This is a genomic window from Pedobacter sp. JY14-1 (genome assembly GCF_029269825.1).
Classification (GTDB): domain Bacteria; phylum Bacteroidota; class Bacteroidia; order Sphingobacteriales; family Sphingobacteriaceae; genus Pedobacter.
On sequence record NZ_JARJHU010000001.1, the window covers coordinates 277,082 to 300,987 of the forward strand.

The 23,906-nt window shown below is 45.0% G+C and carries 23 protein-coding genes, 1 tRNA gene and 1 pseudogene; 14 read left to right on the forward strand and 11 right to left on the reverse strand.

Annotated elements, in window-relative coordinates; genetic code table 11:
• Positions 1-17: 17 nt before the first annotated feature.
• Entirely contained in the window at positions 18-323 is a 306-nt protein-coding gene (locus P2W84_RS01170; RefSeq protein ID WP_276088264.1) for a hypothetical protein, read from the reverse strand.
• A 210-nt stretch (positions 324-533) separates the two neighbouring features.
• On the opposite strand from P2W84_RS01170, the gene P2W84_RS01175 reads away from it, so the two are divergent.
• A tRNA-Lys gene (locus P2W84_RS01175) sits at positions 534-606 on the forward strand.
• 163 nt (positions 607-769) lie between these two features.
• On the opposite strand, the gene P2W84_RS01180 is transcribed toward P2W84_RS01175, so the two are convergent.
• Complete coding sequence (locus P2W84_RS01180) at positions 770-1,192, reverse strand: DUF5655 domain-containing protein (RefSeq protein WP_276088265.1); 423 nt, start codon at positions 1,190-1,192, stop codon at positions 770-772.
• A gap of 233 nt (positions 1,193-1,425) precedes the next feature.
• Here P2W84_RS01180 and P2W84_RS01185 point away from each other — a divergent pair, with 233 nt between their 5' ends.
• The 8 genes and pseudogenes from P2W84_RS01185 to P2W84_RS01220 all read left to right on the forward strand — a co-directional run.
• Positions 1,426-1,647, forward strand: coding sequence for a hypothetical protein (locus P2W84_RS01185; RefSeq protein ID WP_276088266.1), 222 nt, complete (start codon positions 1,426-1,428; stop codon positions 1,645-1,647).
• A gap of 491 nt (positions 1,648-2,138) precedes the next feature.
• Positions 2,139-3,611 carry a TlpA disulfide reductase family protein gene (locus tag P2W84_RS01190; RefSeq protein ID WP_276088267.1) on the forward strand — a complete coding sequence of 491 codons (1,473 nt, stop codon included), beginning with the start codon at positions 2,139-2,141 and terminating at the stop codon, positions 3,609-3,611.
• Positions 3,612-3,967: 356 nt separating this feature from the next.
• Complete coding sequence (locus P2W84_RS01195; protein WP_276088268.1) at positions 3,968-4,531, forward strand: Crp/Fnr family transcriptional regulator; 564 nt, start codon at positions 3,968-3,970, stop codon at positions 4,529-4,531.
• An 88-nt stretch (positions 4,532-4,619) separates the two neighbouring features.
• On the forward strand, positions 4,620-5,009 hold the full coding sequence (locus P2W84_RS01200; protein WP_276088269.1) for a RidA family protein: 390 nt from the start codon (positions 4,620-4,622) through the stop codon (positions 5,007-5,009).
• A 102-nt stretch (positions 5,010-5,111) separates the two neighbouring features.
• A complete protein-coding gene (locus P2W84_RS01205; protein ID WP_276088270.1) occupies positions 5,112-6,041 on the forward strand; it encodes an alpha/beta fold hydrolase in 930 nt (309 codons plus the stop codon).
• A gap of 9 nt (positions 6,042-6,050) precedes the next feature.
• Positions 6,051-6,965, forward strand: a complete 915-nt coding sequence (locus P2W84_RS01210; protein WP_276088271.1) for a helix-turn-helix transcriptional regulator — start codon at positions 6,051-6,053, stop codon at positions 6,963-6,965.
• 236 nt (positions 6,966-7,201) lie between these two features.
• A complete protein-coding gene (locus P2W84_RS01215) occupies positions 7,202-9,262 on the forward strand; it encodes a PAS domain-containing protein (protein WP_276088272.1) in 2,061 nt (686 codons plus the stop codon).
• Positions 9,263-9,287: 25 nt separating this feature from the next.
• Positions 9,288-9,404: pseudogene (locus P2W84_RS01220) on the forward strand (Crp/Fnr family transcriptional regulator); the annotation flags it as partial.
• 46 nt (positions 9,405-9,450) lie between these two features.
• Here the strand turns inward: P2W84_RS01220 and P2W84_RS01225 are convergent.
• Complete coding sequence (locus P2W84_RS01225) at positions 9,451-10,446, reverse strand: helix-turn-helix domain-containing protein (RefSeq protein WP_276088273.1); 996 nt, start codon at positions 10,444-10,446, stop codon at positions 9,451-9,453.
• A 115-nt stretch (positions 10,447-10,561) separates the two neighbouring features.
• Between P2W84_RS01225 and P2W84_RS01230 the strand changes: the two genes are divergently transcribed.
• Positions 10,562-11,020, forward strand: a complete 459-nt coding sequence (locus P2W84_RS01230) for an SRPBCC domain-containing protein (RefSeq protein ID WP_276088274.1) — start codon at positions 10,562-10,564, stop codon at positions 11,018-11,020.
• Here P2W84_RS01230 and P2W84_RS01235 read toward each other — a convergent pair whose 3' ends face one another.
• Positions 11,021-12,043, reverse strand: coding sequence for an LLM class flavin-dependent oxidoreductase (locus P2W84_RS01235; RefSeq protein ID WP_276088275.1), 1,023 nt, complete (start codon positions 12,041-12,043; stop codon positions 11,021-11,023). It abuts the gene before it with no gap.
• Positions 12,044-12,281: 238 nt separating this feature from the next.
• On the opposite strand from P2W84_RS01235, the gene P2W84_RS01240 reads away from it, so the two are divergent.
• Positions 12,282-13,136, forward strand: coding sequence for a sigma-70 family RNA polymerase sigma factor (locus tag P2W84_RS01240; RefSeq protein WP_276088276.1), 855 nt, complete (start codon positions 12,282-12,284; stop codon positions 13,134-13,136).
• 44 nt (positions 13,137-13,180) lie between these two features.
• On the opposite strand, the gene P2W84_RS01245 is transcribed toward P2W84_RS01240, so the two are convergent.
• A complete protein-coding gene (locus tag P2W84_RS01245) occupies positions 13,181-13,357 on the reverse strand; it encodes a histone H1 (RefSeq protein WP_276088277.1) in 177 nt (58 codons plus the stop codon).
• A gap of 190 nt (positions 13,358-13,547) precedes the next feature.
• Between P2W84_RS01245 and P2W84_RS01250 the strand changes: the two genes are divergently transcribed.
• The 3 genes from P2W84_RS01250 to P2W84_RS01260 all read left to right on the forward strand — a co-directional run bounded on the left by P2W84_RS01250 (position 13,548) and on the right by P2W84_RS01260 (position 16,956).
• Complete coding sequence (locus P2W84_RS01250) at positions 13,548-13,982, forward strand: hypothetical protein (RefSeq protein ID WP_276088278.1); 435 nt, start codon at positions 13,548-13,550, stop codon at positions 13,980-13,982.
• Positions 13,975-14,853, forward strand: coding sequence for an NUMOD1 domain-containing DNA-binding protein (locus P2W84_RS01255; RefSeq protein WP_276088279.1), 879 nt, complete (start codon positions 13,975-13,977; stop codon positions 14,851-14,853). Before P2W84_RS01250 ends, P2W84_RS01255 begins: the two co-directional genes overlap by 8 nt.
• Positions 14,854-15,015: 162 nt before the next feature.
• On the forward strand, positions 15,016-16,956 hold the full coding sequence (locus P2W84_RS01260; RefSeq protein WP_276088280.1) for an FUSC family membrane protein: 1,941 nt from the start codon (positions 15,016-15,018) through the stop codon (positions 16,954-16,956).
• A 15-nt stretch (positions 16,957-16,971) separates the two neighbouring features.
• On the opposite strand, the gene P2W84_RS01265 is transcribed toward P2W84_RS01260, so the two are convergent.
• From P2W84_RS01265 to P2W84_RS01290, 6 genes are all read right to left on the reverse strand, one after another.
• Positions 16,972-17,487, reverse strand: coding sequence for a ferritin-like domain-containing protein (locus P2W84_RS01265; RefSeq protein ID WP_276088281.1), 516 nt, complete (start codon positions 17,485-17,487; stop codon positions 16,972-16,974).
• A gap of 78 nt (positions 17,488-17,565) precedes the next feature.
• Positions 17,566-18,012, reverse strand: a complete 447-nt coding sequence (locus P2W84_RS01270) for a cupin domain-containing protein (RefSeq protein ID WP_276088282.1) — start codon at positions 18,010-18,012, stop codon at positions 17,566-17,568.
• Between the two features lie 115 nt (positions 18,013-18,127).
• Positions 18,128-18,565 carry a cold shock domain-containing protein gene (locus tag P2W84_RS01275; protein ID WP_276088283.1) on the reverse strand — a complete coding sequence of 146 codons (438 nt, stop codon included), beginning with the start codon at positions 18,563-18,565 and terminating at the stop codon, positions 18,128-18,130.
• A gap of 248 nt (positions 18,566-18,813) precedes the next feature.
• The gene (locus tag P2W84_RS01280; RefSeq protein WP_276088284.1) at positions 18,814-20,448 is read right to left on the reverse strand and encodes an ABC-F family ATP-binding cassette domain-containing protein; all 1,635 of its coding nucleotides are present in this window, start codon (positions 20,446-20,448) and stop codon (positions 18,814-18,816) included.
• Positions 20,449-20,589: 141 nt separating this feature from the next.
• Entirely contained in the window at positions 20,590-22,347 is a 1,758-nt protein-coding gene (locus P2W84_RS01285) for a redoxin domain-containing protein (RefSeq protein ID WP_276088285.1), read from the reverse strand.
• Between the two features lie 26 nt (positions 22,348-22,373).
• Positions 22,374-23,888 carry a RagB/SusD family nutrient uptake outer membrane protein gene (locus P2W84_RS01290; RefSeq protein ID WP_276088286.1) on the reverse strand — a complete coding sequence of 505 codons (1,515 nt, stop codon included), beginning with the start codon at positions 23,886-23,888 and terminating at the stop codon, positions 22,374-22,376.
• Positions 23,889-23,906 lie beyond the last annotated feature (18 nt).

Genomic DNA, 23,906 nt, shown 5'->3' on the forward strand with positions numbered 1-23,906 from the left:
AGCGCCCGGGCGGGCACTTAAACGGCAGGATTCGGCGGGGGTCCCCAGACTGCAATGTGCACTGCAGGTACATAAGGTAAGCCGATATGGTTAAGTTTTTGGGTCAATTCAACAGGGGCAGGAACCGGAACCTGATGCGGTATGAGCTCATCGCCAATTTCAAAGCTCTTGGTCTCCTTCTCATTTTCAGCAGACTTTTCGGCACCCTGATCATCCTGGTGTTGCTCCACGGCGTATTGCTTTTCCAGGACGGTAAACAGCGCATCGGCCTTTACCAGCATAAAGGAGATCAAAATAAGAAGACCTGCTATTTTCCTGAACATGGAGTTGCTGTTTAATTTATCAATTGCTCTTGCTACAAATATATTATTTACGTTAATAAGGACAAACTTTGCCCCGAGAAAGTTTGCCGCGAGGTGCGGTTTTTAGCAGTCTCATGACGATTGATTTTTTTCAAAAAAAATTGGGCTGGAAAACATATTATTCTATCTTTGCAGCCTCTTCGCAGGAAGAGAAATCTGCGATAGCAGAATGATTCCGTAGCTCAGCTGGTAGAGCATTACACTTTTAATGTAGTGGTCCTGGGTTCGAATCCCAGCGGGATCACAGAAGGGACAAGTCAAATGATTTGTCCCTTTTTTTTGGACCTAAATCGGTAAAATTACCAGGCGTGGAAATGGCTTTACGAACCGGAACTTCCTTCTCAGGTCAAATCTATTTATTGGAATGAAAAGGAGAAAAAGGTCGTAGTTTTTGTGCTACAACAGATTTAGTCCGCCTGGCGTTTTTTGCTCATAAGTTCATAAGACTCCCGAATGTAAACGAATAAGCCTGGTACGACATCATTAGCCGAATGGATGCGTATGTGGTTCCCGTATTTTTTACCCACTTTAATGCTTTTGATCACCGGCTTTTCCGGATGCGCCGCTGACGAATAAAATTTAATATCCAGCCACTTTTTCATTGGACGTATGATGAGAAAACCCACCCTTCGGGTAAACACGATGCAGTTCGGTGTTACGCCCACCAGCACATTCTCCCAATCTGCTACTTCAGCTAATATCTTATCAAACGCTAAAACCAATTCCGGTGAACGCCCCTCAAACAAACTGTCCAGGCTGACTCGCTGGCAATAATGCCGGTAATCTTTCCAGGGCAGTTCCCGATCACATTTTGGGCAGGTCCAACTCATTGATTCACTTTTAGCTTTTACAACAGCAAAAAGGCTGTACCTGTTTCAAGGGCTCAAAACCTTTTGGAAAAGACCTTGTTAATTCTCATGAAATCAAATACCTATGAGCACAAGAGGAAATAAAAGTTGAACGGAATTCAACGTATTGCCATTGAAAAAAGATCAAATAATTTTATAAGTTGAACAAGCACTAATCCTGGGTAAACTGGGTTTGGTGTCTAAAATAAGTCATCATGAGCAGCGCCTTTATCAGAGAAAGTGAAAATGAACAGCTAAAAGACATCACTCCCAATATGGCCTCCCTGCTGATCTTCCTCAAAAGGGAATACGGCGGGCCAGTGCGTGAACTGCATACCCGGTTCAGTGAGAAACATCAGAAAGATGTGCATGAAATGAGCGACGGCCTCGGCTATATGCTCAACGACCAGAATCACTGGCAGGTCGTCTTGGATTAAACGATGAGAATAAGGCATCGTTTGAGATCCAGCTTTCTTCAAGGTAGCAGGGCATCTTTTTTCGATTTCAATGCGACATATCCACTTGAACTCTGCGCCGATCTTTCGTACCTAGATATTACGCAGTCTTCGCTGAGCAGGATAAGAAAAAACATTTGCCGAAAAGTGTTCAAACAAAAACCTCAACCAGCTAAAGAAGTGAAATGTCCGGCATCCAGCTTACAGGTCCAAATTTTTCCAAGTTTTGCTTTGAGATTTCAGCAAAATATAATTGGCTGTTTTATATTCATTGCTGTCGATTATTGTTAATTTGTTTTGAGATATCCAATTAACTGTGTAATATTATATTAACTCTTAAGTCATGCTCTTAACTCAATTAAAATTAACAATTCTGAAGTTAACTTGCTTTAAACAGGCATATTATCAGATGCATTAAACGGTAAATGTTAGAGGTCATACGTGACCGAAGCAATTCACTCATCAACATAAAGATGAATAGACTTATCCATATCTTTGTATTTTTTATAGCGTTTGCTGTACTGATTTCCAGTTGCCGGCAGAATCCTGTGAAAGGGAAACCGGGAACTGTATCTGACATATCCGCTTTACCTGACGACACGGTTACGATCAGAATTGACGGGACGCCAGGAAAGGAAAGAAGTTCTTCTGTGTTTTTCTACTACCACGATTCACTGTCTCAAACTCATGGAATAACACTTAAAACTGAGACCACTAAATTTAAAATATCTGGTCCTGTTCTTTTTCTGGAATCCACAGAGAAGCAGACACCGTTCTTGATTTATCCGGGCGAGACAGTTAATATAAAAAACTTAGGAACTGATTCCTTACGTTTCTATGCCAAGGGAAATCCGGAGCGCACAAATGAACTTGATTTTTTCAGACAAGTTGTGCAGAAGACGGGAAACATGTGGTACTTCTATCCATCGATGTATTATCAGCGACGAGTTAAGGATGTGGCTCAGCTCAAAATAGTCGAAACAACAATCGACAGTCTAAAAAATGTTCGTTTAAACTACCTGAAAACGTACACACTAAACTATCCGGTCAGTAATGCCTTCGCTGATTTCGCGAAACACTGTATAGCAACCACAGCTTTGAGGGATTCTTTGCTTTTGTATCATAATAACCGGGCAATGATCTCGGAAAAGACCTCTTACAGTAATCTTGCAAAGTCTAAAATCCGTAACCTTAGCAGCCTTGGATTTAAGGATTACGCCATTTTCCATCGTGCTTGTATTGATCTGGTTTCTATTGCGGTAGGAACTACTAAGTTTGACATCGACGGAATCGGCAAAAACGATCAGGACTTTATTCGGTGTTTCGACTTTATAGAAAAAAATTTTGACGGCCAGATACGTGATTTTTTACTGGCACACCTGCTATATAGCGGAAAAAAGAATCGCCTTACCATACCTAAATATCACCTTGACCAATTTGATTCCTTATTGGTAAATCGATGGTATTTTAATAAAGTACATACCATTTTACAGGAAAATCATATAGCGGAAAGTTTCAAAAAGGGAAGTAATAAATTGTTGTCACTAAATGGGAAACGCGTACAGGATTTGAAAGACGTGTTTTCAAAACATAGAGGTAAACTTATGATATTGGACTTTTGGGCAAGTTGGTGTAGCCCTTGCCGAATGGAAATGCCCTATATCGCTAAATTAAAAGAGCATTATCAGGGTAAAAACGTGGTTTTCATCAGCATATCGACAGACAGCGAAGTTGGAGGATGGAAAAAAGCCGCAAAAGAAGAAGGTTTAAATGGAGAAGAGAATTATCTGTTACTGAATGCGGATGATGCTTCTTTCGTTAAAAAATACAACATCAGTAGTATTCCGCGGTACATACTTATCGGAAAATCAGGAGAAGTATTGGTTGACAATACGCCACGACCAAGTGAACAGGGGTTAATGGATTTAATCGACAAACATTTGTAATATCAAATTATGGCTGTCCGCATAAAAGATGTCACCGCCCAGCACCACATTATCTTTCACGATATAGGTTTCGATGTATCTTTTGTTTTTTTCAATATTTGACGTCATCGATGGCAGTTCTCCACTAGGAAATACATAGAAAAATATTTTTATCGCTCCATTCCCGAGAGTATCATACTGAAGCTTCTTTTCTTGTGCAAACGATATCTGAGTACTCGTCCACAAAACCCAAATTAAGATCAAAGTGCTCGTTTTGATATGGTTCTTGCATTTCTTCATATGTTATAGAAACACATTGTATCGCGGAACAACCATAAGGGTCGAGAAATTTTGCCAAAGCTTTATCTTTAACCCCCATGAACCATCCGTTACGTGAGCATATAGAAAAGGTAATACCACTCCGCGATGAGGAGTTCAAATTGATACTGGGACATTTTTCCACCAAAAAGTTCAAAAAGCACCAATTCCTGATCCAGGAAGGTGAGCCTGCAAAGTACAACTTTTTTGTCCTGTCCGGATTGTTGAAACTGGTTTTCACAGAGTCGTCCGGAAAGCAGCACATTGTCGCCTTTGCGATGGAAGACTGGTGGGAAAGTGATTTCTTCGCCTGGTATACCGGGGCACCAGCTACCATGTCCTTGGAATGCCTGGAGGATACCGAGGTTTTGTGCATTACCCTGGATGATTATCATGCGCTATGCAATAGCCTGCAGAAAATAGAACGTTTCTTTCTTGAAAAGTCCATCTTCGGGTTTGTCAGCGCACAGCGGCGAATCCTGGCCATGCTGACTTCCAGCGCACAGGAGCGGTATGAGCGCCTGCTCAAGCAATATCCCTCCCTGGTCCAACGTGTGCCTAAAACACAGTTGGCGGCATTTCTTGGCGTCTCCCGGGAGACGCTGAGCAGGTTTTCCGGCTGATGTGACCTGCATCACAAAATAATCGTGCGGTAGCTCACCGTTGTATTTTGCGCTTACTGCCCACTTTTGTCCTACTAAAAAGACAATTATGGAAAAAAGAGAAATCAATCCCTGGACCTGGCAGGATGGCCGCAACTACGTGCAGGCTGTTGAAGTGAAACACGCAGAAAGCACCCTTTACTGTGCCGGGCAGGCTGCCGTCCATGCAGATGGAACTTCCAGCGATGCGGACATGGGTACACAGTTGAACATAGCGATCCAAAATCTGGAGACGGTGATCAGCGAATCCGGATATGAATTGAAAAACATCGTGCGGTTGAACGTCTATACCACTTCCAATGAAGAATTTTTGCCCCATTTTGGAACGCTGCAAGAATGGATTGCGAAAAATGGCATCCGGCAGGCCACAACCCTGTTCCAGGTGACGCAACTGTTTGAGACATTAAAAGTCGAGCTGGAAGCAACGGCGGTAAAATGATCAGATAAAGTCCTTTCCGGAGTTTGGCTATGCTATGCCCCGATTTGACTATGCCGAGAAGTTCATTCCTGATGACCTTTGACTATATCAAAAATCAAAAAAATGAAACAGTCACAAACACCCATCATCAGTTTTAGTCCGGTAGTATTGCCAGTTGCCGGCCGTCACGTAGACCTCGAAATAAAAGTTTCTGCTCCCGCGACCGGAAACAACTTGCCGGTTATTCTTCTTTCACATGGTCATGGCCCGTCTAATTTTCTCTCTTCGTACAAAGGATATGGCCCTATGGCAGATTATTTTTCCGCAGAAGGATTTGTAGTCATTCAACCTACGCATCAAAATTCCAAAGCACTCGCGCTTTCCCCGTCCCTTCCCGAAGCACCATTGTTCTGGAGCTCACGGCCAGCCGACATGACATTTATCCTTGACCATCTGGACGAAATTGTCGACACAGTACCAGGGTTAACCGGAAGAGTCGACAAAACAAACGTTGCTGTAGTAGGCCATTCTATGGGCGGGCAGACCGTCTCTATGCTGGCTGGCATGGAGGTAACTGACCCGGTAACAGGTAAAATAGTGAACGCAGCAGAACCAAGATTAAAAGCCAGGGTGATCATGGGCGCACCCGGTGGACCCGAAGGATTCACCGGAGCTGCCAGACAGCACTACCCTGTATTAGCGGCCGGAGATTTCAGTACGATGACGCTGCCGGCACTCATTGTGAATGGCGACAAGGACGTAAACCTGATGTTCTCTGATGTTGACAACTGGCGTGCCGATGCCTATTATCAAAGTCCCGGTCCTAAGGACCTGCTGACCGTGTTTGGCGCCGAACACATCTTTGGTGGCATATCTGGATATGATGCCCGCGAAACAAGTGATGAAAATCCGGAGCGTGTCGCCTTTGTATGCGAAACCATTCTTGCGTATATTCGGAGTAACTTCGATCCGAACGATCAGAGCTGGGAACAAGCAAAGAAAAGCCTTAATGGCGTAGAAGGTGCGTTAGGCAGTATTGAAAGCAAATCATAAACAGACACTATGAAGGATGAAATGTCTAACCACAGATTTAATTCCTTATCAAGGTTGCATAAGGCGCTGGACATGCCAGCACCTATGCACCCGTTGGTAACTTTAATAAATAATGCTGACGGAACCATTCCGCTCGAAAAACTGCCCAATCCCCATATCTTAAGCTTTTATAAGATCTCTTATAAGGCGAACTTCCAGGGAAAGTTCAGATATGGACAGCATTATTATGATTTCGACGAAGGAGGAATGTTTTTTGTCTCGCCGAATCAGATCACGGGAAGCCACGAGCCACTAAGTGATCAATCTGGCTATACCTTACTTTTCCACCCGGATTTCTTGCTGGGTTATGAACTCGCTAAGAAAATTAAAACGTACGGCTTCTTTTCCTATTCCATTAATGAGGCATTGCACCTGTCTGAGAGGGAAAAAAACACAATTATTACGGTTTTCGAGAGTATCGAAGAAGAACTGGAAGGCAGAATCGATAATTTCAGTCAGGACGTTGTGATTTCCCAGATTGAGTTGCTGCTCAATTATGCCAACCGGTTCTACAGCCGGCAATTCATTACCCGAAAGGCCGTAACCAGTGATTTGCTTCAAAAAGTAGAAGACACTTTACGCGTATATTTCCAGTCACCACACAAACAAACCCACGGGCTTCCCACTGTCCAATACCTTGCGGCGCAACTAAATGTCAGCGCCAGTTATTTAAGTGATATGCTACGATCGCTTACCGGGCAAAACGCACAACAGCACATACATAACCACCTGATCGAAAAAGCGAAAGAACAGTTATCTACAACACAGGCCTCGATAAGCGAGATCGCCTACGAACTAGGATTTGAACATCCGCCCTCGTTTAGTAAATTATTTAAGCTAAAGACCAATTTGTCGCCTTTGGATTTCAGACGATCTTTTAATTAGCGCGTATTCGGGCATTACGCCAAATTCTAAATTACTCGGCCAAATTCTAACTGCAAGCTACCAGAACTTGAATAAAGAATAGCTGTATGGTACGGGCCCACCCTGTTCTTGGAAGCAGGCGGTGCACCTTCGCTATGCCAGGTATTCAGACGAATGTGGTGAGATTTCTTTGCAGTTGAAACAGAATGAGTTTTGTATAAACTTACTTATATTTATACTTACCAGGTATCGCTTTTATGAACCACATTCTCAGTCCACCCGATAAGACGAGCAACTATCAGGCTTACATGGTCTTCATGCTGACGATCATCTGGACAGCGGTTACTGGCCTGGTTGTAATATTCGGCTTGTTCTATTTTCCGGAACTGAAGACACGTTGGGCAATACTCTTCACTATCGCTTTATTGATTGCGGTAATCAACCTGAGCCTGAATCATCATGGCTATGCCCGCAAAGCGAGTTGGTCCCTGGCCATCATGCTATGGCTGTACATCACCATTCCGTGCTATTCTGCTGGCGGAATATTTGCTCCTGGAATACTGTCACAAATGGCTGTGATCCTTACAGCCGGATTCCTGCTTGGCCGAAAGGGGGGCTTGGCGGCTGGCCTGCTGACCATCGCTGCTGATCTCGTATTGGCTTTGCTGGAGGTAAATGGAAAGTTACCCGCCCCCACGGTGGTTCACGATCCGATTAGCAGATGGATCAGTGCAATGATTCCAATTGTGACAATACTGGTAATGCAGTATTACGCGATCAACCATTTACGTAGCAGCCTCAGGTCTATGCAACGGGAGATCCTTAGACGCAGGACGGCTGAAGCTCAGAACAAAGAGACCTTAAATGAGCTTGTCGAGCGGGAAAAGGAACTGGAAGACTATAAATATGCTTTGGACATTTCCTCGATTGTGGCAATTTCAAGTGTCGAAGGCGCCTTTCTCTATGTAAACGACAACTTTTGCAAAATCAGTAAATACACTACTGAGGAACTTATTGGTAAAAGTCACGACATCCTTTTTTCCGGCCATCATCCCCCAGAATATTTCGATGAGTTGGGTTTCGCCTTGATGCAAGGTAAGCCCTACAGGGGAGAATTCTGTAACAAGGCAAAGGATGGCTCCCTTTATTGGGTGGACTCGACAATCGTACCTTTTCTTAATGACGAAGGCAAGGTTTACCAATATATCTCGATCAATAGTGACATTACCCAGAAAAAAGAAGCGGTGCAGCAGCTGCTGGTAAACAAAGAGAGGTATAAATCCATCATTGAAGTTTCCAATACCGGCGCATGGGAATATGACCTGGAGACGAAGAAGGTGTGGTACAGTTCAAAATATTTCGCCATGCTGGGCATTGACAGGCCAGACGGAATTTGGGCGGATACCGTTGGTATGTCCTGGACAGACTTGCTCCATCCGGATGACCGCGACAATGCGGTACGGGTTTTTGATGAATTTCTGGAAGCCAATTCTACAGACTTGTACGAGAATATTTTCCGTATGCGTCATCAATCCGGTGATTGGGTATGGATCTGGTCACGTGCCAGAAGGCTTCGGGACCAAAACGGCAACCTGACGACCATTAGCTTGGGTACACATACGGATATTTCAGCCCGGATAAACGCAGAACAGAAGACCAGGGAAAGCGAACAGCTGATCAGAAAGATTACAAGCCAGGTGCCTGGCAATACGTATATGTTTGAAATTGAAGAATCCGGTAAGCTGAACTTCCTTTTTGTGAACCGTGGCACTGAAGACTATAATTTTACCACTGACTTAGACGATCTCTCACGCAATCCTGATCGGGTACTTGAAGTCTGGCACGAAGATGACCGGTCGCTTTTCAGGGAAAACATGAAGAAGGCTTACCAAACGGAAACTCCGATCAGTTTTCAATACCGGATTATAGTAAACGGCGTGATCAGATGGAGATGGCTTCAGGCAGTTCCTGAAAAAGGTGAAGATGGAAAAGTCGTTTGGTATGGTGCCACCCGTGACGTTACCGCCCTTGTAGATTATATCGCATCCGCAGAACAGATCTTATACGATATTTCCCATGTCCTGCGCCGGCCAATTTGCTCTATGCTGGGCATTACGACGTTGATCAGCGAAGGCGGATTAACTCCGGAGGAAGCGCTTGAACTGGCTCAGCAAATGCACCCTGTGGCCAGGGAACTGGACAAGTTTATGACTGAATTAAATCAGGTTTATGAGCAAAAGCGACATATCACCGCACTCAATATAAACTTTTCCGCGCTGGTTGATAAACGCAATTCCTTATTCAAGGCAAATGACTAGGTGCATCTTAGAAGAATTACCATAGACAACCCGTTATCTGGCATTTATGGAAACGTACCCGCAATTGGTCAATCGCATCTCACTCTCCTACCTTGCATCTTATCTCGGTATTACACAATCGTCCCTCAGCCGGATAAGAAAAACATTCGCAGCGATCTTGTTTTATTTCGAAATTACCCCCACCTATGCTAAAATAGGTTCGCACATGATTTATTATACTTGTTTTTATACTCCAGTGGCGACAGGCCCGTAATTTTACGGAACACTTCCCGGAATGCCTTTACGTCTGAATAACCAACTTCATACATCACTTCATTGATAGTTTTGCGTGAAGTCTCCAATTCCTTTTTGGCGGACTCGATCTTTACCCTTTGTAAATAATCGGCAGGGGTGTTACCGGTAGCCTTTATAAATCTGCGATCGAAATTCCGCCTGCCGACAGTCAGCTTGCCGGCAAGTTCTGTAATGGATATCCGCGTGGAGAAATTTTTTTCAATATACTCCTGGGCCTTGATGACCACATCATCCCCGTGCGACTTCTGCCCGTTAAAAATCACGAAATCCGATTGCAATTGCCGGTCAATATCGATCTGGAAGACTTTGGAGCAGTAAATTGCGGTCTGCCGGTCATAGTATTTTTCGACAAGGTAGATAAGCAGGTTTAAAAAGGAATAACCGCCACCATTGGTATAAATACCATATTCATCCGTAATGAGCTTTTCTGCCCTTAAGTTGACTTTAGGAAACAGGTTTCTGAAATTGTCTATGGCATTCCAATGGATGGAGCAGCTTCTTTTATCCAGCAACCCCGTTGAGGCCAGCAGATAAGCCCCGGTACACATGCTGGCTACCTCAGCTCCTTTTTTATACTGTTCCGATATCCAGTCTACCAGCATCACATTTCCACCTTCGGTTCCCTTAAAGGAACCGACAATTGCAGGGATAACGATGAGGTCCGTTCTCTGAACCATGCTGATCTCTATTTGTGGCAATACTTTTAATAAGCCATTAACAAAGCTGGATTGTGCCGATGCACCCACCAATTCTACTTCAAATACCGGTTCTTTATGATGTTTCTTATAATAGTTATTGGCTTCTGTAAAGACATGATAGGTACCCACGATACAGGATAAAGTATTGGGACCGGTTTGCGCGTCGGGGACTAATATCGTGAGATGCTTCATGTTATTACAAATCTAAAGATACAATTTGTCCAAATCAACCGCTGATAAAGTCTATTTTACACCCGTTCCGAGTGCGTGTGTATCTGTACCTTTAAATTGAAAAATAAAACATAACATGTCAGAACAAGCACAGCATCAAATCGATACCAAAAGCATTTGTCACAGATTACTGATCGAGGCTCCGGTTGAAACAGTTTACCACGCGATCACCACGCAGGAAGGATTGTCTGGCTGGTGGACTCCCGACACCACCGCGAAGCCTGAGACAGGAAGTGTGATGAGATTTGGCTTTGGCCCGGATTATTACAAGGAAATAGAAGTAACCGGATTAAAGCCATATAGCCTTGTTCAATGGCGTTGCATTAAAGCATTTGAAGACTGGATCGGAACCACGATGACATTTGAGCTGGAACCACACCAAAAGGGATGTGCTTTGCTCTTTCATCATGATGGCTGGGAGGCGTACACACCGGGATTTGCCTCATGCAGTTTTGACTGGGCACTTTTTTTCAGAAGCCTGAAGTTCCTTTGTGAAACCGGGAAAGGGTTCCCCTACCCCGATTTTAATAAATGATCAACGCCATCCCAAACCGGGTGCAACATGCTCCAGGATAGCAGACAGCATATGTACGTTGTAGTCTACCCCCAGGGTGTTGGGTATCGTCAAAAGGAGTGTATCTGCTTCCTGAATCGCTTCATCTGCCGCCAGTTCTTTTATGAGTTGGTCTGGTTCGGCGGCATAGCTTCTTCCGAAAATGGCGCGTTTGTCTGCCTCGATCATGCCGATCTTATCGGTCCGGCTGGACTCCTGTCCGAAGTAGTGACGGTCCTGATCGTTGACCAGTGCAAAAATGGACCTGCTTACCGATACCCTGGGTTCCCGCAGGTGCCCTGCTTTTTTCCATGCTTCCCTGTACAGCCGGATCTGCTCCGCCTGCTGTACATGAAAAGGCTTTCCGCTTTCATCATATTTCAAAGTGGAACTCTGAAGGTGCATTCCGTTTTCTGCCGCCCAGACAGCAGTGGCATTTGAAGCAGCTCCCCACCAGATACGCTCCCGCAACCCCTCGGAGTGTGGTTCCAGGCGCAGCATACCCGGCGGGTTCGGAAACATGGGGTATGGATTGGGCTGTGCAAACCCGACGCCTTTCAGCTTATCGAGGAACTCAAGTGCTTTGCGGCGGCCCATGTCTGCATCTGTTTCGCCTTCGGCAGGTTCATAACCGAAATAACGCCATCCATCGATTACCTGTTCCGGTGAGCCTCTGCTGATCCCCAGCTGCAACCTTCCGCCGGAAATCAGATCAGCCGCACCCGCGTCTTCCACCATATATAATGGATTTTCATAACGCATGTCAATTACACCGGTTCCTATTTCGATTTTGCTTGTCCTGGCGCCGATAGCTGAAAGCAATGGAAACGGAGAGGCCAGCTGGGCCGCAAAATGATGTACCCGGAAATAGGCACCATCCAGACCAATCTCTTCAGCAGCGACAGCCAGCTCGATAGACTGAAGTAAGGTATTGGCTGCTGTCCGCGTACGATAAGCGGGGTGGTCGGACCAGTGTCCAAACGATAAAAAACCTATTTTTTTCATAAATCCTTTTTCAGGTTGCTGTGTTCCAAATTACGTAATAAAATCCTGAAGATAAATGAATGGATGGAAGTGAGAATTCAAGAAAATTTTGTCTGCAAATGCTTGTATTTAAATTTTCAAAATTAAGTTTCGAATTGTAAGCCGTTCACTGCAATTTTAACGTTAAACGCCTAAGGGCCTGGACTTCTGCCGGTGATGAACGAATTTAGCAGCAATCAATAAACCGCTGTAACGTTCAATGAAAGAACTAAGAGTAGATAAGTCGATCAGCAATCGTGACCACGATAGCCTTAAAGGTTATTTCAACGATATCAATAAATTTCCGCTGCTGAGCGCCGAAGATGAAGTATTGCTTGCTGTGAAAATTAAGGAAGGCGACCGGTCGGCATTTAATAAACTTGTCAATTCCAACCTGAGGTTTGTGGTATCGGTTGCAAAAAAGTATGAGGGAAATGGCATTCTGCTCACAGATCTTATCGCTGAGGGGAATATAGGGCTGATGAAGGCTGCGGAAAAATTTGACCCTACCAGAGGCTTTAAATTTATCTCATTTGCGGTCTGGTGGATGAGGCAGGCGATGATGCAGGCCATCAATGATCACAAGCGACTGGTGAGGCTGCCCGGCCACCGCATCCGCAACCAGCACGATGTATGGAATGCCGAATCGGTATTGGAACAGGTCTATGAAAGACCGGCTACTCATGAAGAAATTGCAGAATACCTGGAATTGCCACTGGAGCACGTAAAAGACACTTATATGGACAGTATGCACTCGACATCTCTTGATGACTATGACCCGGACCGGGATCAGCGCGGCCTGCTCGAGGTAATGGCACAAACCATGTTCAGTCCTGCAGACGCTGAGCTCATTGCAGAAAACATAAATACCGAACTGCATGCAATACTGATGAGCCTTCCCGAAAGGCAAAAACTGATATTACAGATGCAGTTTGGATTACGAGATGATTATACGATGTCTCTGGATGATATAGCGAGTCGTCTAGAAGTTTCGCAGCAATGTGTCAGTATAAACAAGAAAAAGGCAATAACGACGCTTGGGGAAAGTAGACGCATAAAAGCCCTGTTATACTGAAAAAGCCGGCTCTTTGGCCGGCTTCTTTTTAAAACACAAATTGTTTATTTGCTGTTTTTCTTTTCTGTGATCTCTGTACGGATTTCTTGCGCCAGTACTTTAATATCCTGAAGCGCCTTCCTTACACGTGTACCGGCAGCACCGTTTCCTGAATTGTAGAATTTACCGGCATCAGCTTCTGTAGCGGCAACAAGTTCCTTGAGTTTAGAAAATTTTTCCATATGGTTTGATATTAAATTAGTTGCAGTCTTCAGTATATCGAATATAGGTTAATTGACAGGAATTAAAATAGATAATTATCAAAAATGTGGAAAAAAAGCCAACTTGTTGACAATGAGCGGCTATTTTATTAAATGTTTATTTCCTTAACTTAGGGAAGCAGTTTATGGTTAGCTTCAAACAGAAAAAAATATGAACACGTTGACACCTAAACTCATCCTTCATTGGTTATTGTCTTTTATCGGGCTGTTCATCATATGGGCAGCGGGATACTTCTTTCTGGCATGGTATGTCATCAGCCAGATGGCCAGGTTCCGGAACAGCGGAAAGGGTTTTTGGGACTCTGTGGTTGCAGCAGATGTTTTCTGGCTGATACTTGCGCTGGGAGGTACATCACTTGTCATTTATTTTTTAAAATGGGTTGCCGGGAGATCACCTGCTCCAAATGCTGCCGTTATTGCATTTAGTTTACTGGTGACCGCCGTCACTTGTTATCTGGTGAGTTCACTGAGCTTCTCCGATTTTTCCTACAATGTAATTCCTCACCTGGCCATTAACCTGGCGATTGTACTCGGACTAAACATTGTGCATTTTTACAGTCGGGTAACGGATAATAATGATGAATAACCAACAAATATACGGTACAATTATTGCTGTAAATGGTGAGGAGGATTTTGCAATGAGCGAACCAAACGCTAACCCTGAAAAAAAGATAAAAAAACCACATCGATTCCCCGTAAGCCGTTATAGTCTTAGCGGAAAGCTCCTGGAAACCTATCAGAATGCAAGGGTGGCAGCAGAGGCCATGAACGGTTGTCATATGCATTTGTCGCTGGCTGCCAGGAATACACCAAAAATGCTCACAGCCTATGGCTATATCTGGCGCAGGAGCTCGGAGCCTGAAATAGATATCAATGTGCTTATCAAGAAAAAAGCACTGCCATCTTCTACCCCATTGTCTAAATTTCAGCCAAAAATCGGACAATATGACCTGGAAGGAAACCTGGTTGGAACTTTTTTAAACGCCAAACAGGCTGCAAAGGCTGTCGGCGTGCATTATCAGGGAATCCGGCAGGTTACAAGAGGCGAGCTATATACTTACGGAGGCTTTATCTGGAGCCGTACCATTAAACAGAAGATCAAGGTAGACCCTAAAGTGACCTATTTAAAAAGTGTGATCTCGCAGTATGACCTCGACGGACGCTGGATACGTTCGTTTAAAACGGGACTGGAAGCGATGAAGGTAACAGGTGTAGGCAACGAGCACATCTCGCAGGTGGTCCGCGGACAGTTGCTTACCGCAGGTGGCTTTCTCTGGCGGAAAGGACAGCAATTGAGGATCAATGTGAACGAACTTCGTAAGCACCCTTTATTTGAGACTTCTAAATTGCAGCACCACCTGAACCGCAAACGGAAAAATGCGAAGCAGAAACTGAAAGAGCAGGCAAACCATACAGAACAGTCTGTAAATAATCCTGATAATTTAACATCGGGTTAACAATGGCAGCTTACCTTTGCGCTGTAAATATTTGGTTAGTATTTATAAGTTTAGGTTTAGTTGATAAAAAAAGCCATGATGGATTTCATGGCTTTTTTAATTAAATGTCTTTATCATTTTTACTTACTTTTGCGGCAACTAACGGATTACAACTAGAAACTGATGCGGATCATTGCCAATTTTTTGCTGGGCGAGTACTTTACTGATGCCCTTCGCAACACGCTGTGTATCCTATTACCAATCGCTTTATTCTTTTTTTATGGAAAGGAAGATGCCGCAATCGGAACAGGCATAGGCGCCTTACTGATCAGTTTAACGGACCTGCCAGGCAACCGCAGCAACAAACAGCGTACTGCACTGCAGAGTATTGCGGTATTCTCAGTGACTGCACTGGTATTTTCTGTAAGCATGGGCGATGAATGGCTATTGGCTGGAGTCTTTTTTCTGATGACTTTCCTGCTATCGATGTTGTCTGTATTTGGTGGCAGAACCGGTCTTATTGGTACAATGGCAATTATCTTGAGTACTTTTATCCTGGGCCTGAAACCCGTATCGCCATGGAATTTCAGCTTCTATATCTTTGCAGGGAGTTGCTGGTACTATATAATAAGCCTTACTCAGACCGCGCTATCCCCCTACCGTTCCCTGAGGCATGCCATTTTCGAGTGCCTTAAAGTGACCGCAGCACTTTTGCGTTCAAAGGCGAAATGCTATGATCCCGATATACCGCTGGAGGACTGCTACCGCGAAAACATTGCTTTGCACATCCGGGTAAGCGAAAAACAGGAACTGGTGCGCAGCCTGCTGCTGAGTGACCGCAAGGCACTGAAACCGGGCAACAAAAAGGGCGGCCACATGTTAAACCTGGCCAGACGGGTCATTGAACTGTACGAACAGATCACGGCGATACATTATGACTATACCCTGGTACGCAAGGTTCTTGGTGAGAACGGGGCCTTGCCAGCGATCCGGACGCTGATCATCCTGCTTGCTGAAGAAACCGATGCCCTTAGCCGGTCCTTCCTGCTGCTACCAGGCGGCAAATGGAAGACAAAGGAAAAACAAACAGATAAACAGATCGAAAGGCTAAAGGACATTGCTGCCGGATCAGGAGAAACGGCTAAAGAAATACTGATACCGGTCATCAGAAATGCAGAAGAGATTCGGGATGAGGTATTTAACCTTAAGTCGGTCCACAGGAACATAGGGTTCGGGCAGTCCATTGATGCGGCGGCCTATCTGCCCTTTTTGGAACAGCCGGTTCTCAACTACGCTACCGTGAGGCAGCACCTTTCCCTGGGCGCTCCGGTTTTCCGGTTTTCGCTGAGACTGGCACTTTCACTGCTGGTGGCCTATCTGATTACGCTCCTGTTGCCTTCTGAAAAATATAGCTACTGGTTGCTGCTGACCGTGGTAATTGTGGCCAGGCCCCGTTTCGGCATTACCTGGAAGCGCAACAAAGAGCGTCTTTCGGGTACACTGATGGGGGTCGCACTGGGCTTTGTAATCTTGCTGCTCATTAAGCAGACCTTTATACTGCTCATCATTTCAGCAGTTTTGCTGCTGGGCTTTTTTGCTTTCAACAGGCCTAATTATACGTTAAGTGTAATGTGCATTACTCCTGCTGTTATTATTAGCCTGGGTCTGTATCAAAGCCATACGGAAACCATTCTGCTGGAAAGGGCTTTATTTACCATAGCCGGATGTCTGATCGCATTCCTCAGTCTTTATCTTTTCCCGATATGGGAATCGGGCCATCTGCAGTCGCAAATGGATATGGCCCTGCAAGCCAATACCAGCTATATGGAAGTAGTATCTGCCCGCCGGGAAGGCCGGCCGCTGGCACCCAGTACCATAGGACTTGCCAGAAAGCGCGCTTATTCAGCATTGGCCAGACTTTCAGAGACATTGCAGTTTATCGCTGCAGAACCCAGGAAGAACCGGTCGGATATTGAACAGGCTTATGTTCTTCAACAGGAAATCTACAGGGAAAACGCAAGGATAACGGCTGTACTGCTGACGGCACCGGATATAAAAAAGAGGCTGTCCGGAAAAACCGTATCCTGCAATGACAGGACGTTCTTTCCGGACAGCCTCCAATAAACCAAATGGCCTTTACTAAACCGCTTCGTTAACTCCTGACATGGCGATCTCTGTCAGTAATGAATCGGTACTTTTCTCTTCATCGAGCGTTTGCTGCAATAACGTTTCTGCTTCTTCATGCTCCATTAATTTCGCATACGTAACCAGACAGCCATAGCTCGCAATTTCATAATGTTCTACTTTTTGCGCGGCGGAGATCAATGCGGCATCCAGTACTTCACTGTCTTCAAAGCTGTCAATGATTTCGTCTGCTTCTCCAAGCAGGCCCTCCATCGCTTTACATTTCTTTGCACGGGCACGCATGCCCAAAGACTCAAAGGCCCCTTTTAAGCGTTCGATTTGTCCTTCTGTCTGTGTATAGTGCTCCTGGAATGCCTGTTTCAGCTTATCGTTGGTAGCCGCAGCAACCATTTTCTTAAGACCACTTAGCAATTGTTTTTCCGCCCCTAAAATATCACGCAGTTCGTCTACGAACAGCTCATGCAGGTGTGCATTGGGCATTTCCTGATTGTTCTTTATTGATGTTTTCATAGTTTGATGTTTATTTACTTGCTTAACCGATTACCCGGTAATTGGTTTGTGTAAATTCATCAACACGTATTTACCGCATCAATGGCCGAAGGTAATACCGTAGGAAATGGTCATCCGTTCGATAAGACGCGCGATATACTCGGGCGGAGGAGGCCCCTGCGGAGGGATAATGACCGGTTCGCCCATTGCGGGGGTACTGAATTCCATAAAGTAGTTCCATAATCTGCCTGGTGATATCATGGTAATAAAACGTGCTTCGCTGGTCAGTATCCTGAAAAGATGCGGTACCATTCTGACAGCAAAGACAGCGTCACCTGGTCCGGCTTCAAATTCTTCATCACCTATCTGAAAGTGCATCCTCCCCTCCAGCAGGTAAAAAGTCTCGTCTTCATTTGCGTGTGTATGCAACGGCGGCTCAACTCCCTGGGGAAGCGCCATTTCGATTAAAGCCAGTGCGCCGTCAGACTGTTCTGGCGAGATCAGGGTCTTAAAATACCCACCATGATAATTACGGTATTCGTTCATCTTGTAATTGAATTTTCCCCCTAAATTCCAGTTGGAAACCGGGGGATACAATTACTGTCGACATATACGCCTTTATGTCGACAAAAAGCCGGATAACGAAGGACTAATGTAGTTGTTAACTTACCTTATTTACAGATACTGCCCTGAACCCTTTTTCTGATTTTTCCCTTTCAAAGGTAACCTGATCGCGGTCTTTTACCGGACTTGAAAGCGCGCTGCCGTGTACGAATAATTTTTCGCCGGTTTTGGCATCTGTAATGAAACCATAGCCTTTGGTATCATCGTAGAACAATACTGTTCCTTTGCGGACGGTGTCCTCGGGAGCGATCGGCGTAGCGCCAAGTAAAATGTCGTCGGGATTGATCTCTTTTCTTTTGGTAGCTACCGGTGGTTGGTCTGTAAGATTTCCGTCCTCATCGACATAGGCCAACATATCGTCAAGTGATTTTGAAGCCGGATCAGCGTTTCTGCGCTCCATGATCTTTCTGATCTTTTCCTGCTTTTTCTGTGCTTTTTGTTTTGTTTTCTCTTTCTTGGAATAGGATTCCGCCATAGTTTATCTTAATAATTATAGAATACCTGCCAATTGTATGGCTTTGTTATACATGAAGCAATTTGCTGAAATTTGGAGCTGTAAGTGCGAAGACTAAAAAAGGAGAAGCTGCTCCAGCTAGATCATGTCCAACAAAGATACAAAAAATTACGTGATTTTTTAGTCCTTATATAACCTTGCCTGCCGCATGACGATCATTGAGGCCTGGCACTGGTTTCACTGGTAAGACTTTGACACTATATTTCCGGCTATCGCTGTTCGATTTCCTTCAGACTATCCATTTTCTTGTAGGCCAGAAAGCCTTTGATGTCTTCGAAGTGTTCCCTGACGCGCTTATTGCCAAATTCGAATACCTTCGTCACCAGCCCGTCTAAAAAGTCCCTGTCATGGGACACAAGGATCAGGGTGCCATCGAAATCTCTAAGCGCATCCTTGATAATGTCTTTAGTTTTCATATCCAGGTGGTTTGTGGGCTCATCGAGGATGAGTACGTTTACCGGTTCCAGCAGCAATTTGATCATGGCCAGACGGGTCCGCTCGCCACCGGAAAGCACCTTAACTTTCTTGGTTGTATCGTCGCCGCTGAACATAAATGCGCCCAGAAGGTCTTTAATCTTGATCGTACCGTCGCTTAACGGAATTTGATCTATCGTCTCAAATACGGTGAGGTTCTCGTCAAGCAATGCGGCCTGGTTCTGGGCAAAATACCCGATCCTGGCATTATGGCCTACTTTCAGGCTTCCTTCAAAATCAATCTCACCCATGATCGCTTTGATCATGGTTGACTTACCTTCGCCGTTTTTACCAACGAAAGCCACTTTCTCTCCCCGCTCGATTACCATTGATGCTTTTTCAAAAACCGTATGCTCGCCGTACCGCTTGGTGAGGTCTTCAACCATTACCGGGTATTGCCCCGAACGTGGTGATGGCGGAAACTTCAGTCTCAGCGCCGAAGTATCGACCTCGTCAATCTCGATAATTTCAAGCTTCTCAAGCATTTTTACCCGCGATTGCACCTGTAAGGTTTTGGAATAAGTTCCCCTGAACCGGTCAATAAATTCCTGGTTATCGGCGATGAAGCGCTGCTGTTCCTCGTAAGCTTTCAGCTGGTGCACGCGCCGCTCGGCACGTAACTGAAGATAATGACTGTATTTGGCCTTGTAGTCATATATTCTTCCCATGGTCACCTCAATCGTACGGTTGGTAATATTATCTACAAAAGCGCGGTCGTGCGAGATTACCATAACGGCCTTAGCCGAGTTGATCAGAAAATCTTCCAGCCATTGGATGCTCTCGATATCCATGTGGTTCGTCGGCTCATCCAACAAAATAAGATCCGGATTCTTTAACAGGATCTTGGCCAGCTCAATGCGCATACGCCATCCGCCTGAAAACTCAGAAGTCTGGCGATTGAAATCGCTCCGCACAAAACCCAGCCCCTTCAGCACCTTTTCCACTTCCGCATCATAATTGACCTCTTCTATCGAATAGAATTTCTCACTTAATTCTGATACCCGTTCTATCAGCTTCATGTAGTCGTCACTATCGTAATCTGTCCGGATGGTGAGTTGCTCGTTAAGCTCATCCAGCTCCTTTTTCATCAGATTGACTTCTTCGAAAGCCTTCATGGTTTCCTCAAAAACGGTCACTTTATCCTGTGTCAGCAAATGCTGCGGCAGATAAGCGACCACGGCGTCCTTCGGACCGGTGACGTTGCCGGACGTCGGTTTGGCAACGTCGGCGATGATCTTAAGAAGGGTTGACTTGCCTGCGCCGTTCTTGCCCATCAGCGCGATCTTATCGTTTTCGTTGATTGAGAAGGTAACATCGCTGAACAAGGTAGTTCCGCCAAAGGAAACCGAAATGTTATTTACATTAATCACAATATGTATTGTTAAAATTATCCGGAATTAAATAAAAAGCCCCTGATTCCCATCAGAGGCTTCTGTAAATGACAAAATTAAGGTTTACCTTGAACATATGCAACGATGAATTTGTCAACCCTTAACCGCGGCTGTGCGGATTCAGGATTTTCCGCCGAAAAATCCAGTCGGTGCATCTAATAGCAGGTCGATCATCATCTTAAGGTGGGATTGATTTTCTGCGCCAATCATAAAATCACTGAAAACGATGCGTCCGGTCTGATCAATCAAGAAATTTGTCGGTGCGGTTCCATAATTTTCGAGATTGCCTTTATCCCTTCCTTTAACCTCGGCCAACGGCGTAAAGCTGAAACCACTTGAGTTGTGAAAAGGAATGACATAGTCATCTTGCTCGGCGACAATATTGATCCCTACGTAAGCCAGCTGTGTATTTTGGTACTGCTTAACCACATTTTCAAAAAAAGGCATCTCGGCCCGGCATGGACCACATCCCGGAAACCAATAAGTTAAGAGTAATATTTTTCCCTTGTAATCGGATAACGACGCATTCCCTTCGCCAATGTATTTTCTCAGACTGAATGGTGTTGCCGGCTTGGCTTTCATTAAAAGATGCTGGTAGATGTCTGCTTTTACCGCAGCCTGATCTTTACCCAATTTAGAACCGTAGCTATATAATGCGGTTTGCAGCGCCGGCGAGGGATCAGCTGAGAACACCTTCATCAATAGTCCGTAAGCTGAAGCGTGATCACCTGTTTGATCAGTTGCTTCCGCTTTTAAGAACAAAAGATTTTCCCGCACAAATCGTGAATACTTCGGCAGTTTTATCTTGTTTAAAACAGTGAGTGCCTGTGCAGGCTGACGCTTATCGAGCAATTCCTTTCCCTGGATATAAAGATTGGCCTGGGCTAAAAGTTCAGTCCAGTTATCATCTTCAGCGAACTTGCTGGCTTTCATTTCAACGGCAAGGGCTCTGGCTTTCTGAGAATCTGTTGGCAAGAGGGCATCAAAATAAGAACTCATGTAGAATCCAACTTTTTCTGCCGGAAAATTGTCGTGAAGCATCTGATAACATTTTATGACATCCTCGGCGCTTGCAGACTGGCTGGCCAGATAACCTAATGCTCTGACCGCGTATTCAGACTCTGGAAAATCCTCTGCAAGCTTGAAACTTAATGCGGTGAATTTTTCCTGGTCCAGCCCCATGAATGATGTGGCATACCTGTACTGATATAAAGGATTTTTAGGGTCTGCAGCAATGGCCTTCTTTATATATTCCCACCCTTCCTCAAAACGCCCCCAGCGCTGAGCATCGACCCACAGGTTATACCAGGCCAGCGCGAACTGAGGGTCGGCTTGCACTGCTTTCAACAGGTAAGGCTTCGCTTTAGGGCTTTCCTTTTCAATATAGGCCTTCGCAAGTGCAAACGGTATGTTTGCATTTTCCGGAAATGCTTTCATCAAATCATCATACCGGGCGGCTATATCAGGATTGTCCGGGCCAATGGCTTCTATATAAGCCACGTGCCTGCTCATGCTGTCTGGTGCAGCTTCAACGGCCGCTTTCAAACGACCGAGCACATTCTTGTCATTCGTACGGGCGGCCAATTTAGCAGCGCGCTTAAGGTATACAGGAAAATACGGGTTTGATGGAAACTGCTTTACCCAGGTTTGCATCTGTAGTTTCAACTGTTTTTCGCTTCCTGGATTGGCCTCCAGGAATGCATCGTAGTAAATCTGGATGGCATTGATGTCGTCAGGATGGTTGACGACATCATTTTTCAGTTTTGCCAGCGACGGTTTGGCATTGACGCCTGTTCGTTTGGATTGCGCAGAAATATGCGTAAGCTGCGCACTTACTAATGCAGCAATAATGGCTGCCCGGTATATGATTTTTATCACAATCATTTATATTTTGATAACAATGATTAATAGTTGTTTTGCTCAATCTGTCCACGGCCTGCAGAGATTTCAACACCGTTTATGGGGATGGCATATCGCAGACTTTTAACCGGCAAGGTGTACGTTTGAACTGTGTTTAGATCAACAGAACCTGTGCCTACCTTAAAAAAGGTCCGGGTAATGGTCACGTCATCGCCAGGTGTTTCATTGACGCTGAACCGGCGGATGTCAAACCATCGAAAACTGAATGGCAGTTCGCGGCGGCGCTCCCTTAATACCTGAGTGAGCGCCTCTTCTGCGCTTCCGGCTGTAAGCGCAGTATAGGTCTTCAGCCTTTTGGCACGTAAAGTATTGGCGGCATTTAACGCATCAGCGACATCTCCCTTACGGGCCAGAGCCTCGGCTTTATTCAGCAACACTTCTGCTACCGTGGGTCCGGCAGGCAGATAACTCCCGTCGTCGAAGTACGTATACCTGTATTGCGCCGGAGTGATGACATTGGCTCTTCGTCCACCATTTTCAATCATCAGCAACCGGTAACGCAGGTCTTCGTTACGATCGTATAGTGCCAGTAAGCTGGTACTGGGAATAAACCACTGGGAAGTGGCGGTGGTGAAACGTGTGTAAAAAAACTCATCCCAGGCGAAATAGGTAGTTGGCCCATAATCATTTAGCGCCGAATACCTTAGGATAGCCGAGGGGTTGGAATAATTGGCGGAATTGCCTGGAGGAATGGTGTTAAAATCGACAAGTTTCGCTGTCTGCGAGATCAGTGCGCTGTTGGAATGGTCAACAGATTTAGCATATTCCCCGGTAAACAAATAATACCTGCTCAAAAAGGCATCTATAGCGGGTTTGCTCACCCTCCACCTGAACGTAGCCGGCACATCCTGATAGTTGACAAGAGATTGTGCTTGCCTGATATCCTCCAAAATAAAACTGTAGGTGTCCCTTAGGTTAGCTCGTTGCAGAGATTCTGCATAGTCAGTTGTCCTTTTCAAAGGCAAACCCTTTGATTGCAGATTTGCTTCTGAGTAAGGCAGACAATAATAATTAACTAAGGTCCAGTAACTGTAAGCTCTGATAAAATAGGCATCTGCCTTAACCTGTTTCCTGATGACCTCATCTCCCCTGACGTTGTCAATGTTTGCAAGAACGACGTTGGCATTGAATATTTTCCTGAACTCATTGTTCCATAACGGATCCGTCGATGCACCAACAATATTGTCAACATCAAATACATAATAGTATAGATTCGCAAGCAGCACTGCGTTGGGATTGGCTTTATAAAAATCGGTCGAAATTTCAGTATCGTCTGTTGAATAGGTCGCGGTGGCGTTGTGGCCCTCGTACCCGAACGCAACCGGCGGGTTGAAACTGTAGGTGTCTCCTTCCTCACCGATCACATTGTCTAATAAGGCCCGTAACTGATCTACCGTTTCTATATCGGTTTGTATCTTATTGGGCTTGTCCAGGTACTTTTTGCATGAACCTAGCGAAATGGCCGCGAGGATCAATATGATGGTATTTAGTTTTTTCATTAGTTTTTGCTTTTAAGA